The 15,476-nt window shown below is 72.5% G+C and carries 13 protein-coding genes; 10 read left to right on the forward strand and 3 right to left on the reverse strand.

The window, feature by feature from the left end; all coding sequences use genetic code 11:
* Positions 1-153: 153 nt before the first annotated feature.
* The 3 genes from EDM22_RS11130 to EDM22_RS11140 are packed head-to-tail and all read left to right on the forward strand — an operon-like array spanning position 154 to position 2,742.
* On the forward strand, positions 154-1,572 hold the full coding sequence (locus EDM22_RS11130) for an aminotransferase class V-fold PLP-dependent enzyme (protein WP_212591940.1): 1,419 nt from the start codon (positions 154-156) through the stop codon (positions 1,570-1,572).
* 47 nt (positions 1,573-1,619) lie between these two features.
* On the forward strand, positions 1,620-2,114 hold the full coding sequence (locus EDM22_RS11135) for an FBP domain-containing protein (protein WP_342768521.1): 495 nt from the start codon (positions 1,620-1,622) through the stop codon (positions 2,112-2,114).
* 31 nt (positions 2,115-2,145) lie between these two features.
* Complete coding sequence (locus EDM22_RS11140; protein WP_122937122.1) at positions 2,146-2,742, forward strand: dihydrofolate reductase family protein; 597 nt, start codon at positions 2,146-2,148, stop codon at positions 2,740-2,742.
* A gap of 61 nt (positions 2,743-2,803) precedes the next feature.
* Here EDM22_RS11140 and EDM22_RS11145 read toward each other — a convergent pair whose 3' ends face one another.
* The 3 genes from EDM22_RS11145 to EDM22_RS11155 form a co-directional block, all read right to left on the reverse strand.
* On the reverse strand, positions 2,804-3,577 hold the full coding sequence (locus EDM22_RS11145; protein WP_122937148.1) for an SGNH/GDSL hydrolase family protein: 774 nt from the start codon (positions 3,575-3,577) through the stop codon (positions 2,804-2,806).
* Between the two features lie 95 nt (positions 3,578-3,672).
* Positions 3,673-3,861, reverse strand: coding sequence for a DUF1918 domain-containing protein (locus tag EDM22_RS11150; protein ID WP_122937123.1), 189 nt, complete (start codon positions 3,859-3,861; stop codon positions 3,673-3,675).
* 225 nt (positions 3,862-4,086) lie between these two features.
* Entirely contained in the window at positions 4,087-5,640 is a 1,554-nt protein-coding gene (locus EDM22_RS11155) for a PucR family transcriptional regulator (protein WP_122937124.1), read from the reverse strand.
* Positions 5,641-5,976: 336 nt separating this feature from the next.
* Here EDM22_RS11155 and gabT point away from each other — a divergent pair, with 336 nt between their 5' ends.
* The 7 genes from gabT to EDM22_RS11190 all read left to right on the forward strand — a co-directional run bounded on the left by gabT (position 5,977) and on the right by EDM22_RS11190 (position 15,370).
* Complete coding sequence (gene gabT, locus EDM22_RS11160; RefSeq protein ID WP_122937125.1) at positions 5,977-7,335, forward strand: 4-aminobutyrate--2-oxoglutarate transaminase; 1,359 nt, start codon at positions 5,977-5,979, stop codon at positions 7,333-7,335.
* The gene (locus tag EDM22_RS11165; RefSeq protein ID WP_245989331.1) at positions 7,332-8,675 is read left to right on the forward strand and encodes a Glu/Leu/Phe/Val family dehydrogenase; all 1,344 of its coding nucleotides are present in this window, start codon (positions 7,332-7,334) and stop codon (positions 8,673-8,675) included. The genes gabT and EDM22_RS11165 overlap by 4 nt, the downstream gene beginning before the upstream one ends.
* 39 nt (positions 8,676-8,714) lie before the next feature.
* Positions 8,715-10,184 (forward strand): NAD-dependent succinate-semialdehyde dehydrogenase, encoded by a 1,470-nt coding sequence (locus tag EDM22_RS11170; RefSeq protein WP_122937126.1) that lies wholly within the window; start codon positions 8,715-8,717, stop codon positions 10,182-10,184.
* A 199-nt stretch (positions 10,185-10,383) separates the two neighbouring features.
* Entirely contained in the window at positions 10,384-11,766 is a 1,383-nt protein-coding gene (locus EDM22_RS11175; protein ID WP_122937127.1) for a flavin monoamine oxidase family protein, read from the forward strand.
* A complete protein-coding gene (locus EDM22_RS11180) occupies positions 11,763-12,650 on the forward strand; it encodes a universal stress protein (RefSeq protein WP_122937128.1) in 888 nt (295 codons plus the stop codon). Before EDM22_RS11175 ends, EDM22_RS11180 begins: the two co-directional genes overlap by 4 nt.
* Positions 12,647-14,194 carry an APC family permease gene (locus tag EDM22_RS11185; RefSeq protein ID WP_122937129.1) on the forward strand — a complete coding sequence of 516 codons (1,548 nt, stop codon included), beginning with the start codon at positions 12,647-12,649 and terminating at the stop codon, positions 14,192-14,194. Before EDM22_RS11180 ends, EDM22_RS11185 begins: the two co-directional genes overlap by 4 nt.
* Before the next feature lie 150 nt (positions 14,195-14,344).
* A complete protein-coding gene (locus tag EDM22_RS11190; protein ID WP_122937130.1) occupies positions 14,345-15,370 on the forward strand; it encodes a LacI family DNA-binding transcriptional regulator in 1,026 nt (341 codons plus the stop codon).
* Positions 15,371-15,476: the final 106 nt, after the last annotated feature.

A 15,476-nucleotide genomic window follows, 5' to 3' on the forward strand; every position in this document is an offset into this window, starting at 1 on the left:
GCAGCCCGGAAACCGGACTCGGCAGGGGCCCCCAGCCCTGCCGGGCCCTTCCGTGTTGCGCTCTGTGACGCAGCGTGACTCCATGCGGCGCCGATCGGTTGAGGGCGGGTGCCGCGCTCCGTAGCGTCGATCCACACGACGAGAGGCAGCGACATGATCGGCATCGACGAGCGCACGGAAGCGACCCGCGACGGGGCGCGTCCGATGGTGCGCTCGACGGATGCCGCTGCGCTCGCCGCCGAGGTCGCGGCATCCGTGCCCGCGCCCACCCCGGCCCCGTCGCCGTCGTCGCCCGCTCCCGGCCCGGGCCCGCTCGCGGCCCTCTCCGACGCCGGACTCGAGGTGCCGGTGCTCGGCGGCGCGTTCGTGCGTCACGTGAACCTCGACGTCGCGGCATCCGCCCCGGCCTTCGACGCGGTCACGGCGCACGTCGCGCGGGTGCTGCCGTACTACTCGAGCGTGCACCGCGGCACGGGGTACCCGTCGCAGCTCGCGACCGCGCTCGTCGACGACGCGCGCATCGCCGTGGCCCGCCACGTGGGCGCCCGCCTCGACGACGTCGTGGTGTTCACGCGCAACACGACCGACGCCCTCAACCTGCTCGCGTCGGCGGTGCCCGGCGACACCGTGGTGCTCGACATCGAGCACCACGCGAACCTGCTGCCGTGGGAGCGCCGCGGGCGCCGCGTCGTCGTCGCCCGGACCACGATCGCCGAGACCCTCGACGCCCTCGACGACGAGCTCCGCCGATGTCCCGCGGCGCTCGTCTCGGTCACGGGCGCGTCGAACGTCACCGGCGAGGTGCTGCCGCTCTCGCGGATCGCCGAGCTGGCCCACGCGCACGGCGCCCGGCTGGCGGTGGATGCCGCGCAGCTCCTGCCGCACCGGCGCGTCGACCTCGCGGCATCCGGCATCGACTACCTCGCGTTCTCGGGACACAAGGCGTACGCGCCGTTCGGCGCCGGCGCGCTCGTGGGACGCGCCGACTGGCTCGACCGGGCCCCTGCGCACCTCGCGGGCGGCGGCGCCGTCGACGCCGTGCGACTCGACGCCGTCGACTGGAAGTCCGGCCCGGAGCGGCACGAGGCGGGCACGCCCAACGTGCTCGGCATCGCGGCACTCGCGCGCGCCCTCGCCGAGCTCGAGCGACTCGGCGAGCGGGCCCGCCGCGAACACGAGGAGGCGCTCACCGCGCGCCTGCACGACGGCCTCGCGGCGCAGCGGGGCGTGCGCGTCATCCGCGGCTTCGACGACGCCGACGACCGGCTCGGCATCGCGACCCTCGAGCTCGAGCGCGGCTCGGTGGGCCTCGTCGCGGCGGCGCTCGCCGCGGAGCACGGCATCTCGGTGCGCGCCGGACGCTTCTGCGCGCACCCCTTCTTCGACCGCGTCGCGACCCGCGCGAACGGCCTGCGCGCGAGCCTCGGCGCCGGCTCCTCGGCCGACGACGTCGACCGCTTCCTCGACGCACTCGCCCGCCTCGTCGCCGACGGCCCTGCGCACGACTACGACCGCACTCCGGGCGGCTGGTGCCCGCGGGTCGACGACCGGCCGCGGCCCTCGTTCGCCTGACCCGCGCGCGACCCGACTTACACTGGTTCGGGTCGGAAGGGGGTCGAATGATGCGTCCACTCAGCGAGGAGGAGCTGCGCGAGTCGTTCGTCAACGCGACCGATGCGGAGCTCGACCAGCTGGAACTGCCGCTCGAGTACCTGCTCGTCGACTGGGAGCACGTCGACGCGCTCGCCTGGCGCGACCGCACGGTGCGCCACCGCGGCTACCTCGTGACCCTGATCGACGACGAGCCCGTCGGCATCGTGCTGCGCGCGGCCGACCCCCCGTCGTCGCGACACCGCGCCGCCGTCTGCAACCTCTGCCACACGCACCAGCCGGCGAACCAGGTCACGATGTTCTCCGCGCGGCGCGCGGGCGAGGCGGGCCGCAACGGGAACTCGGTCGGCACGTACCTCTGCAGCGACCTCTCGTGCCAGGAGAACGTGCGTCTTCCCGCCCCGCTCGCCCCCGCCGAGGTGCGCAGCGGATCGCACACCTCGGCCCGCATCGACGGCCTCGCCCGCCGCACCCGCGCGTTCGTCGAGGGCGTACTGGGCTGACAGCAGGCAACCCAACGCGAAGGAGCGTCCCGTGGGCAAGGTGGTCATGTACGGCTCGGTGTCGGTGGACGGCTTCATCGCCGACGAGGACGACCAGCCCGGGCCGCTGTTCGACTGGCTGACCAGCGGAGACGTGCCGTTGGACGAGAGCGGCGTGTTGACGGTGTCCCGGCCGTCCTACGACTACATCCGGCCGTACTGGGACGAGATCGGGGTGACCATCGCCGGCCGGCACGTCTTCGACATGACCGACGGCTGGGACGGGACTCCTCCGAGCGGGATCGACCACGTGGTCGTCGTGACCCACCGGCCGGAGCCCGAGGGCTGGGACCCCGAGGGCTGGGACCCCGAGGCGCCGTTCCACTTCGTCGACGGCGTCGAGGCCGCCGTGGCGAGGGCGCAGGAGCTCGCGGGTGACCGCATCGTCGAGGTCGCCGCCGGCGACGTCGGCGGCCAGGTGCTCGCCGCGGGCCTCGTCGACGAGGTGCGGATGGACGTCGTGCCCGTCGTGTTCGGAGCCGGCAAGCGCTACTTCGGGTCGGTCGACGCGCAGCACCTGCTGGAGGATCCCGACGTGGTGATCCAGGGCAGCCGTGTGCTGCACCTGCGCTATCCCGTGCGCCGGTGACCGGTCCGAGCGGAGACGCGAAGGAGGCCGGACGTGGTCCGCCCGCCGCGCCCCCGACTCGTCAGCTCGCCGCGTCGATCGCGACCGGCTCGAGCGTCGCGCGCTTCGCGGTGCGGCCGTCGCCCGACGAGCGGCCGGTGAGCCGGCGCCCGATCCAGGGCAGCACGTACTCGCGGTAGTACGCGGCGGTGTTGCGGCTCTTCTGGCCGGCCGGCGCGGCCGCGACCTCCGCGACACCCCACTCCGACGGCACCGGCACGCCGAGCGCCGTGAGCACGTTCGACGCGACGCGGGCGTGGCCGAGCGGGTTGAGGTGCAGCTTGTCGGACGACCAGTAGCGGATGTCGCGCAGCCCGCGATCCGAGAAGTTGTCGACGAACGTCACCCCGTCCATCGCGGCGAGGTCCTGGAGCGCAGCGGTGAGCCGCACGCCGCGGGCATCGAACACCCTGCCGAGCGGCAGGTGCTCGGTCGGGTTCGCGCCGCTCAGCATGAGCACGTGGATGCCCTCCTCGCGGATGCGCTCGACCGCCTGCCGGAATCGTGCGGCCACCGACTCCTCGGGCATCCGCGGACGCAGCATGTCGTTGCCGCCCCCGTTGAAGCTGATGACCTCGGGCCGCAGCGCGATGGCCGCCTCGAGCTGCTCGTCGACGATGGGCCCGAGCTTGCGGCCGCGGATCGCCAGGTTGGCGTAGCGCACCTCCTCGGGGGCCGCGTGCTTCGCGAGGCCGAGGGCGACGAAGTCCGCCCAGCCGCGCACGGTGCCGTCGGGCAGCTCGTCGCCGACGCCCTCGGTGAAGCTGTCGCCGATCGCGACGTACGAGTGGAACATGTGCTCCACGCTAGCGTGCGGCATCCGCTCGATCGCCGTGCCGGCATGCGGATGCCGCGGACGGTGCCGCCCCCGTCACGACGACCGGTGCGCGGTCAGTGCGCAGCGTTCTCGAGCTCGCAGTCGGCGCCCGGGTAGAGCAGCGTCTCGTGCCCGTCGTCGAACCGCACGAGGTACGGCGGACCGCCGTCGGAACCCCGCACCTCGAGGACCTCGCCGTGCCGATCGGGCGTGCCGACCGCCTTGCTGTGGATGACCAGACGCTCGCCGACTGCTGCCTGCATCGCTGCTCCCTCGCTCTCGTTCCAGCGTACGCCCGGCGTCCGCGGCGGGGAAGGGTGCCGAGAACAGGATGCGACGGGGGGAACAGGCCGGTGGGGCCTGTTCTCGTGGCCGGAGGCCCGATCGCCCATGTTCTCGCGACACGGGTGCCGGGAGTGGGGCGGCGAGGCGGCCGGGGAGGGGGCCGAGCGGCGGCCGGGGCGGGCGGGGAAGGGCCCGGGTCCGCGTCAGCCGACGGCGAGGAGCGCCGCCCACAGGTCGGCCCGCGCGTGGAACCCCGAGAGGTCGCGGCCGAGCAGGCGCTCCGCGAGCGCGATGCGACTGCGCACGGTGTGGCGGTGCACGCCGAGCTGCTGGGCGGTCGCGTCGAACTGGCCGCCGTGCTCGAGCCACACCCGCGTCGTCTCGAGCAGCGTCGTGCCGTTGGCCGTGTCGTACTCGGTGAGCGGCGCGAGGGTCGCCCGGGCGACGGCACGCGCGTCGGTGCGGGCGAGGAACGCGAGCACCCCCTGGCGGCTGATGTCGTCGAACCACGCGACGCCCGGTCCGGTCTCGCGGGCGCGCTCGAGCGCCCGCAACGCCTGCTCGTGCGCGTCGGCCACAGCGTCGACGGATGCAGCATCCGACACCCCGACCGGAACGTCGAACTCGTTCGCGAGCTCCTCGGCGATGCCGGTGTCGGCGTCCTCGAGGATGACCACGAGGGTCTCGCCGTCGCGGCCGAAGAAGAGGTGCCCGCCGCGCTCGTCGACGCGCAGCTCGAGGAACTCGGCGAGCCGGTCGACGTGCTCGGGCGGCAGGTCGGCGATCGCCACGCGCACGGGCGACGCCGGCAGCGGCCCCCACATCTCCGCGGAGACACGTTCGGCCAGGTCGAGGTCGCCCGCGATGATCGAGCGCAGCAGGCCCGCCCGCAGGTGACCGCGCGCGCGGTCGAGGTCGCGGTTCTGCTCGAGCGCGAGTCCCGCGAGCGCGATCACCGAGGTGACGACCTCGCGCCCGGCGGCGTCGAGCTCGGGGGAGTCGCCGATGGCGAGCACACCGCGCAGCGCCCCGCCGCCGCCGAGCGTCTGCAGCGTCATCCGCTGCGGACGCCCCACCGACGCACCCGCCTCGAGCGAACGGCCGGCGCGCTGGCCGCGGCGCAGCATCGACCGCGCTTCGCCGACGACCTCGCCGAGCGCCGGCTGGCCGAGGCCGCCCACGGGCGATTCGCGATCGAGGGTGCCCGCGGCGTCGATGAGGCCGACCCACGCGCCCAGGCGGTGGGAGAGCTCGGCGAGCGTGGCGCCGAGTCCGTCGGGGCGCAGCGCCGCGAGCGAGATGGCGCGCTGCGCGGCGAGCGCCCACGCCTGGCGGGCGTTCGCATCGGCGGCGTTGAGGTCGGCGATCGTGCGCACCACGCGGATGAACGGCACCCGGTACGGCACCTCGAACAGCGGCAGGCCGTGGGCGGTGCACGCGGCCACGAGCGCGTCGGGCGTGCCCTCGCGCACCACCTCGGTGCCGAAGCCGAGCGCCGCGACGCCGCTGGCGCGCAGCCGGGCGACGTACGCGTCGAACCCGGCGGGGTCGTCGACCCCGGAGTCGGCGCCGAACTGGGTGCCCGTCGTGAGCAGCACGTTCCCCGCCTCGAGGAACGGGGACGGGTCGACGAGGTCGGAGCTGTGCGCCCACTGCACGGTCGCGTCGAGCGCGCCGTGGGGCAGTGCGCCGGCCGGGGTCAGCAGCGTGAGGGCGAGGTCGCCGCGATCGAGGAGGGTCTGCACGGTCGGCTTCATGGGTGCCTCCTCGGCGGTGTGCGTCGGTCGAGTAGCGACGAAGGAGCGTATCGAGACCCGGGATCTCGATACGGCCCTCGCGGGCCTACTCGATCGGCGGTGTGCGTCGGTCGAGTAGCGACGAAGGAGCGTATCGAGACCCGGGGATCTCGATACGGCCCTGGCGGGCCTACTCGATCGGCGGTGGCGTGCTGGCGGGCTGCTCGATCGGCGAGTGTTGTACGCGACGTCGAGACAGGTGCCTCCGAGTGTACACGCGGGCGGAGCGGCATCCGCTGGGCCCTGCCTACCATGGCCGAGCAACGCCACCGTCGTCATCTCGCATCGGAGCACCCCATGACCCTCGTCGCACCCACGGCCACCACCGTCGGCGGACCCGCCCTGCCGCAGGAGCGCCGCCTCGTCACCAGCATCCCCGGCCCGCGCTCGCAGGAGCTCATGGCCCGCAAGGCCGAGGCCGTCGCCGCGGGCGTCGGCACCACGATCCCCGTCTCGGTCGTCGCGGCCGGCGGCGGCGTCATCGTCGACGCCGACGGCAACTCGATCATCGACCTCGGCTCGGGCATCGCCGTCACGGGCGTCGGCAACTCGAACCCCCGCGTCGTCGAGGCCGTCACCGCGCAGCTCAACGCCTTCACGCACACGTGCTTCACCGTGGCGCCGTACGACGGCTACGTCTCGGTCGCCGAGAAGCTCAACGAGCTCACCCCCGGCGACCACGCCAAGCGCTCGGCCCTCTTCAACTCGGGCGCCGAGGCCGTCGAGAACGCCGTGAAGATCGCGCGCCACTACACGAAGAAGCAGGCCGTCGTCGCGTTCGACCACGCCTACCACGGTCGCACGAACCTCACGATGGGCCTCACGGCCAAGAACATCCCCTACAAGAGCGGCTTCGGCCCGTTCGCCCCCGAGGTCTACCGCGCTCCGCTCAGCTACCCCTTCCGCGACGGGGGGCTGTCGGGCGCCGAGGCCGCGGCCCGCGCCATCCTGCAGATCGAGAAGCAGGTCGGCGCCGAGAACCTCGCCGCGATCATCATCGAGCCCATCCAGGGCGAGGGCGGCTTCATCGTGCCCGCCCCCGGGTTCCTGCCCGCGCTCGTGAAGTGGGCGAACGAGAACGACGTCGTGTTCATCGCCGACGAGGTGCAGACCGGCTTCGGCCGCACCGGCGCCTGGTTCGCGAGCGAGCACGAGGGCATCGTGCCCGACGTCATCGTCACGGCGAAGGGCATCGCGGGCGGCTTGCCGCTCTCGGCGGTCACCGGCCGCGCCGAGATCATGGACTCCGCCATGGCCGGCGGCCTCGGCGGCACCTACGCGGGCAGCCCGATCGCCTGCGCCGCCGCGCTCGCCGCGATCGAGTCCTACCGGGAGGACGGCCTCATCGAGCGCGCCCGCGAGATCGGCACCGTGCTCATCGGCCGCCTCAACGCGCTGCGCACCGCCGATGCCCGCATCGGCGACGTGCGCGGCCGCGGCGCGATGGTCGCGATCGAGCTCGTCGACCCCGCCACCGGCGCCCCCGACGCCGCCCTCACGGGCAAGCTCGCCGCCTACGCGGCGCAGCACGGCGTGCTCGTGCTCACGTGCGGCACCTACGGCAACGTCATCCGATTCCTGCCGCCCCTCACCATCTCCGACGAGCTCCTCATCGAGGGCCTCGGAGTCATCGCAGAAGGACTGAAGCAGGCATGAACCCCCTGATGGCGCCGACGACGTCGCCCCTGGCGGATGCCGCGGCATCCGCCCCGCACGGTCTCGAGACGCGGCCGTCGGCTGCTCCTCGACCCGCGGAACCGACGCCGCTCGCCGACGCGCGCGTGCAGCTCGCCGAGGCCGTGGAGCTCCTCGGCTACACCGACGGGCTGCACCAGATGCTCGCGACCCCGCGCCGCGAGCTCAGCGTTGCCGTGCCGCTGCGCATGGACAACGGCGAGAGCCGCCTCTACCTCGGCTACCGCGTGCAGCACAACTTCTCGCGCGGACCCGCCAAGGGCGGCCTGCGCTACGCGCCGAACGTGAACCTCGACGAGGTGCGCGCCCTGGCGATGTGGATGACCTGGAAGTGCGCCCTGCTCGACGTGCCGTACGGCGGCGCGAAGGGCGGCGTCGCGATCGACCCGCGCCAGCACTCCATGGCCGAGCTCGAGCGCGTGACCCGCCGCTACACGAGCGAGATCCTGCCGATCATCGGCCCGGAGCGCGACATCCCCGCGCCCGACATCGGCACCGACGAGCAGACGATGGCCTGGATGATGGACACCTACTCGGTGAACTCGGGCTACACGGTGCCCGGCATCGTCACGGGCAAGCCCATCGCGCTCGGCGGATCGCTGGGTCGCGCCTCGGCCACGAGCCGGGGCGTGACCCACATCGCGCTCGCCGCGCTCCGCCACGCGGGCTTCGAGCCGGCGCGGTCGACGGCCGCCGTGCAGGGCTTCGGCAAGGTGGGTGCGGATGCCGCGCGGTTCCTCGCCGAGGCCGGCGTGCGCGTCACCGCGGTGAGCGACCAGTACGGAGCCGTGCTCAACACCGGCGGCCTCGACATCGAGGCGCTCACCGACCACGTGCGCGAGACCGGATCGGTCGTCGGATTCCCGGGCGCCGACGCGCTCGACGGCGCCGACCTGCTCACGCAGGACGTCGACCTGCTCGTGCCCGCCGCCGTCGAGGGCGTGCTGCACGAGGGCAACGCGGCCGACGTGCTCGCGAAGGTCATCGTCGAGGGCGCCAACGGCCCCACGACCCCGACGGCCGACCGCATCCTGCGCGAGCGCGGCGTGCTCGTCGTGCCCGACATCCTCGCGAACGCGGGCGGAGTCATCGTCTCGTACTTCGAATGGGTGCAGGCCAACCAGGCGTACTGGTGGCGTGCCGACGAGGTCGAGAGCAGACTGGAGGAGCGGATGCTGAACGCGTGGCGCCACGTCCTCGGCTACGCCGAGGCCCGCGACCTCTCGCTCCGCACTGCCGCCACCGCCCTCGCCGTCGAGCGCGTGGCGGAGGCCCACCGCCTCCGTGGCCTCTACCCCTGATCCGGCGATCCCCGCGAACACACGAGAACGGAACGGAACATGACGACCATCCAGCAGGAGTCCACCCTCATCGAGCGCGTCGCCGACGGCCTCTTCATCGGCGGCGAGTGGGTGCCGGCCGAAGGCGGGAAGACCTTCGCGGTCCAGGACCCGTCGACCGGCGAGGTCATCAAGGAGATCGCCGACGCCTCGCCGGCGGACGGCATGCGCGCCCTCGACGCGGCCGTGGCCGCGCAGGACGCGTGGGCGGCGACCGCACCGCGCGAGCGCGGGGAGATCCTGCGCCGTGCGTTCGACCTCCTCATGGAGCGCAAGGAGGACTTCGCCCTCCTCATGACCCTCGAGATGGGCAAGCCGCTCGCCGAGGCTCGCGGCGAGGTCGTCTACGGCGGCGAGTTCCTGCGGTGGTTCAGCGAGGAGGCCGTGCGCATCACGGGCCGCTACGGGCTCAACCCCGAGGGCACCGGCCGCATCGTGGTCGCCCAGCGCCCCGTCGGGCCGTCGTACTTCATCACCCCGTGGAACTTCCCCCTCGCGATGGCGACCCGCAAGATCGCGCCGGCGCTCGCCGCGGGCTGCACCGTCGTGGTGAAGCCCGCCGCTCTCACGCCGCTCACGACGATCGCCTTCGTGCAGCTGCTCGAGGAGGTCGGCCTGCCGAAGGGCGTCGTCAACGTCGTGACGACGACGAGTTCCTCGAAGGTCTCGGGCCCCATCATCGCCGACCCGCGGCTGCGCAAGCTCTCGTTCACGGGCTCGACCGAGGTCGGCCGCAAGCTCATCGAGCAGTCGGCGCAGGGCATCCTGCGCACCTCGATGGAGCTCGGCGGCAACGCGCCGTTCGTCGTCTTCGAGGACGCCGACCTGGACAAGGCGGTCGAGGGTGCGATCGTGGCGAAGTTCCGCAACATCGGCCAAGCCTGCACGGCGGCGAACCGCTTCATCGTGCACGAGTCGGTCGCGCCGGAGTTCGCCAAGCGCGTCACCGAGCGCGTCGCGGCGATGCGCGTCGGCCGCGGCACCGAGGACGGCGTGAACATCGGCCCCTTGATCGACGACGACGCGGTCGCCTCGACCGACGAGCTCGTCAAGGACGCCGTCGCCAAGGGCGCGAAGGTGCTCGCGGGCGGTGCGCCGATCGACGGCGCGGGCTCGTTCTACGCCCCGACCGTGCTCGGCGACGTCGGCGCCGACGCGCGCCTGCTGCGCGAGGAGATCTTCGGCCCGGTGCTCGGCATCACGACGTTCGCCGACGAGGACGAGGCGGTGCGACTCGCGAACGCCACCGAGTACGGCCTCATCTCCTACGTGTTCACGCAGGACCTCGCCCGCGGCCACCGCATGATCGACCGCCTCGACACCGGCATGATGGGCCTCAACACGGGCCTCGTCTCGAACGCGGCCGCGCCCTTCGGCGGGGTCAAGCAGTCGGGCATCGGCCGCGAGGGCGGCTTCGAGGGCATCCACGAGTTCCTCGACACCAAGTACACGCTCATTCCCCTGAGTTGACGCGCCGCCGGTCGAGTAGCGGCGAGGCCGCGTATCGAGACCCCGTCACCACTGGTCTCGATACGGCCTGCGGCCTACTCGACCGGCGACATCATCTCGAAGCGGCCCCGGCCGGCTCGACCGGCGACATCATCTCGAAACGGCCCCGGCCGGCTCGACTGGCGACATCCGCGCGCCCGGACACGAAGGAAGCAGAACCATGCAACGCATCGACACGGACGTCGTCATCGTCGGCGCCGGCGCAGCCGGCCTGACCGCCGCGACCGAACTCGTGAAGGCCGGCCGCACGGTCGTCGTGCTCGAGGCCCGCGACCGCGTCGGCGGCCGCCTCTGGACCGACGAGATCGACGGCGCCATGCTCGAGATCGGCGGCCAGTGGGTCTCGCCCGACCAGGACGCGCTCATCGAGACCCTCGACGAGCTCGGCCTCGAGACCTACCCGCGCTACCGCGAGGGCGTGAACGTCTACCTCGCCCCCGACGGCACCCGCCGCACCTTCGAGGGCGAGATCTTCCCCGTGCCGCCCGCGACGGAGCAGGAGATCGTCACCCTCATCGAGAAGCTCGACGCGCTCGTCGCCGAGATCGACCCCGAGCGTCCGTGGGAGCACCCCGACGCGAAGGACCTCGACGAGACCTCGTTCGCCCGCTGGCTCGAGACCCAGACCGACGACGAGGAGGCGCGCGAGAACATCGGCATGTTCATCGCGGGCGCCATGCTCACCAAGCCCGCCCACGCGTTCTCGGCGCTGCAGGCGCTGCTCATGGCGGCATCCGCCGGATCGTTCTCGAACCTCGTCGACGCCGACTTCATCCTCGACCGGCGCGTCGTCGGCGGCCTCCAACAGGTGCCGCTGCGCCTCGCCGAGCGGCTGGGCGACGAGGTCGTGCGCCTCGGCCAGCCCGTGCGCACCCTGCGCTGGAACCCGGAGCAGCCGGCCGAGGGCGTCGTCGCCGTCACCGAGGAGCTCGAGGTGCACGCGTCCGAGGTGATCCTCGCGATGCCGCCCGTGCTCTTCAGCCGCATCTCGTACGAGCCGCCGCTGCCGCGCCGCCAGCACCAGCTGCACCAGCACCTCTCGATGGGCCTCGTCATCAAGGTGCACGCCGTGTACGAGACCCCCTTCTGGCGCGACCTCGGACTCTCGGGCACGGCGTTCAGCCCCTACGAGCTCGTGCACGAGGCCTACGACAACACCAACTTCGACGACCCGCGGGGCACCCTCGTGGGCTTCGTCGCCGACGAGGCCGCCGACGGCGTCTTCCAGCTCCCGGCGGAGGAGCGCAAGGCGCGCATCCTCGAGTCGATGTCGCACTACTACGGCGAGCAGGCCAAGCACCCGGTCGTCTACTACGAGAGCGACTGGGGCTCCGAGGAGTGGACGCGCGGCGCTTACGCCGCGAGCTTCGACATGGGCGGCCTCGCCCGCTACGGCGCCGACCTGCGCACGCCCGTCGGGCCGATCCACTTCGCGTGCAGCGACATGGCGGGCAAGGGCTACCAGCACGTCGACGGCGCCGTGCGCATGGGCCGGGAGGTCGCCGCGCAGATCCTGGAGGGCGCGCGGGCGGGCGCACGATGAGCGAGCTCCGGATCGTCGTCGGCTACACCGCCAACGAGGCCGGCGCCGATGCGCTCGCGCTCGCGAACCGCATCGCGACCGCGGCCGAGGGCGCCCTCGAGGTCGTCATGGTGCTGCCCTCCGAGGCGCACAACAGCCGCGTGCCGGTCGACTCCGGGTACATCCGGTACCTGCGCGAGCAGTCGCGCGAGTGGCTCACCGAGGCATCCACCCACCTCGGCGCGGATGTCGCATCGAAGCTGCACATCCGGTACGCGGAGTCCTACGCCGAGGGGCTCATCGACGCCGCGCACGAGTTCGACTCGCAGCTCATCGTGGTGGGCGCCGCCGGGGGAGGCCTGCCCCGCCGTCCGCGCGTGGGCTCGGTCGCGAACGAGCTCCTGCACTCCTCCGACGTGCCCGTCGCGCTCGCTCCCGCGGGCTCCCGCGAGATCCCGGCGAGCCAGGGCGTGACGCGCATCACCGCGTGCGTCGGCACCCGGCCCGGCGCCGACGTGCAGCTCGAGGCGGCCACGCTGCTCGCTCGTGTGACGCACGCGCCGCTGCGCCTCGTGTCGCTCGTGCCCATCGACCTGCCCGCGGGCCTCGACGAGCACCTCGCCGAGCTCACGAGCGCGACCCACGCGGAGTCCGTGCTCGCGGAGGCGCACCGGGCGCTGCCCGAGGGCGTCGAGGCATCCGTCGAGACCGCGACCGGCTCGACCATCGAGGACGCCGTGCAGGCCCTCGACTGGCACCGGGGCGAGCTCGTGCTCGTCGGCTCGAGCCGCCTCGCGGCCCCGAGGCGCCTGTTCCTCGGCTCGACCGCGGCGAAGATGCTGCGCGAGCTCCCGGTGCCCATGATCGTGGTGCCCCGCACCACCCACGGAACGGCTTCGAAATGACACGACCCCAGTCCAACGCACCGCTGACCGAGGCGACTGCGGCCGTCGACGCGCCCGAGGGCGGCCTGTCGCGCAAGGGCCTCTCGGCGGGTTCGGTCGGCCTCATCGGCGCGATCGTCATCGGCATCTCGTGCATCGCCCCGGCGTACACGCTCACCGCGGCGCTCGGCCCGACCGTCTCGGCGGTCGGCGTGCAGGTGCCGGCGATCATCCTCGTCGGGTTCATCCCGATGCTGCTCGTCGCGTTCGGCTACCGCGAGCTCAACAAGCGCATGCCCGACTCGGGCACGTCGTTCACGTGGGCCACGCGCGCGTTCGGCCCGTGGATCGGGTGGATGGCGGGCTGGGGGCTCGTCGCGGCGACGATCCTCGTGCTCTCGAACCTCGCCGGCATCGCCGTCGACTTCCTGTTCCTGCTCATCTCGCAGCTCGCGGGGAATCCCGAGATCGCCGACATCGCCGCGAACCCGTTCGTGAACGTCGTCGTGTGCCTCCTGTTCATGCTCGGCGCGACGCTGATCTCGTACCGCGACATGAAGACGACGCAGAAGCTGCAGTACTGGCTCGTGGGCTTCCAGGTCGCCGTGCTGCTGCTCTTCTCGATCGCCGCGCTCGTCGAGGTCGCGAACGGCAACGCCTTCGACGCCACCGCGATCGACCTCTCGTGGTTCAACCCCTTCGCGGTCGAGTCGTTCTCGTCGTTCGCCGCCGGCCTGTCGCTGTCGATCTTCATCTTCTGGGGCTGGGACGTCACGCTCACGATGAACGAGGAGACCCGCGGCTCCGAGAAGACCCCCGGCCGGGCTGCCACGATCACGGTCGTCGTCATCGTGGTGCTCTACCTGCTCATCGCGGTCTCGCTCATCGCCTACGCGGGCGTGGGCGGCGGCGAGTTCGGGCTGGGCAACCCCGACATCCAGGACAACGTGTTCTTCCACCTCGCCGGCCCCATCCTCGGGCCGCTCGCGGTGCTCGTGTCGATCGCGGTGCTCACGAGCTCGGCGTCCTCGCTGCAGTCCACGTTCGTGTCGCCCGCGCGCACGCTGCTCGCGATGGGCCACTACGGCGCGCTGCCCGAGCAGTTCGCGCGGGTCAGCCCACGGTTCTTCACGCCCGGGTACGCGACGATCGTGTCGGCCGTCGTGGCATCCGTCTTCTACGCGGTCATGCGCTTCGTGAGCGAGAACGTGCTCTGGGACACCATCACCGCGCTCGGCATGATGATCTGCTTCTACTACGGCATCACGGCGTTCGCGGCCGTGTGGTTCTTCCGCAGGGTGTGGTTCCGTTCGGTGCGGAACTTCGTGTTCACCCTGCTGTCGCCGCTCGTCGGCGGCGTGATCCTCGGCGTGCTGTTCTTCACGACGCTCATCGACAGCATGGACCCCGAGTACGGCAGCGGGTCGCACGTCTTCGGGCTGGGCCTCGTGTTCGTGCTCGGCATGGTCGTGCTGCTCACGGGCGTGGCGATCATGATCTGGCAGGCGATCAGGCGGCCGGCGTTCTTCCGCGGCGAGATGCTCTCGCGCGCGTCCGCCGAGTAGTCGCGCCCGCCGCACAGGCCGGAACCGCCCCGCTTCGACACGAGCGGGGCGGTTTCGCATTCGGGCGGATGCCGCGGGGCCGGCGGCGTGCGGAAGTGCGGGCGGATGCAGCGCGGCGGGCGCACGCGGGCCGCTGTCTAGACTGACGGCGTGGACTCACCGACCCCCGCCGTCACCCTGCAGGACGTCGCGGACGCGGCGGGGGTCTCACGGGCCACCGCCTCGCTCTCCCTTCGCGGCAAGGGCCGGTTCTCGGCCGAGACCCGGCAGCGCATCGAGGACGCCGCGCGCGACCTCGGCTACGTCGTGAACGTCACTGCGCGAAACCTCCGCACCGCCCGCTCGGGCGCGGTGGGGCTGTACGTGCCCGATCACACCCTGAGCTTCCGCTACTACATGGATGTCGCCTTCGGGGCCGTCGAGCGGGCGGCGGAGTCCGACCTGCTCGTCACGCTCATGCCCACGGCGTTCCGGGGCCGGTCGGCGATCACCGAGCAACTCGACGGCTTCATCGTGGTGGATCCCGTCGACGGGGACCCCGTGGTGGAGCGGCTCCTCACGGGCCGCCGTCCGGTGGTGAGCGGGGAGCACGTGCCGGCGGGCCTCCCCGCGCCGTGGGCGACGGCGTACGGCGATCACGTCGCCGGGATGCGCATGCTGCTCGACCACCTGTGGGAGCGGGGGGCCCGGCGCCCGGCGTGCATGCTCCCCGATCCCTCGATGGCGTGGGGTCGCGAGATGGCCGAGGGGTATGCCGCCTGGTGCGCCGAGAAGGGGGTCTCGGAGCAGCGCGTGCTGGGCTGGTTCGACACCACGATGGACCGCGTGCGCAGTTCCTTCCAGGAGCTGCTGGCGCGCGACGACCGGCCCGACTCGATCGTCTCCGCGCCCGAGGGCATGGCGCTCATCGCGGTCGAGGCGATCCGGGCGGCCGGGCTGGTCGTGGGTCGCGACGTGCTCGTGGCCAGCTACGTCGACAGCGACGCCCTCGCCGTCACCGATCCGCCGGTCACCTCGCTCGACCTGGGGGCGCGGCAGATGGGGCGGCAGACGATGGACCTGCTCGCCGATGCCCTCGAGGGGCGCGTCGAACGTCGCGGATCGGCGGTCGAGGTGCCGATCTCGCTCGTCGTGCGCGCATCGACGGCCGGGATCCGAACTGAAACGGAGGAATGACTGCGGAATTCGCGGTGCATAATCGGTTGTGCAAGCGGAATCCATGGTGCACAATCGATTAACTTCACGAAATCGATCGATTCTCGTGACGCGCTCGAAACGTCCC

The sequence above is a fragment of the Agromyces tardus genome (assembly GCF_003710805.1).
GTDB lineage: Bacteria > Actinomycetota > Actinomycetes > Actinomycetales > Microbacteriaceae > Agromyces > Agromyces tardus.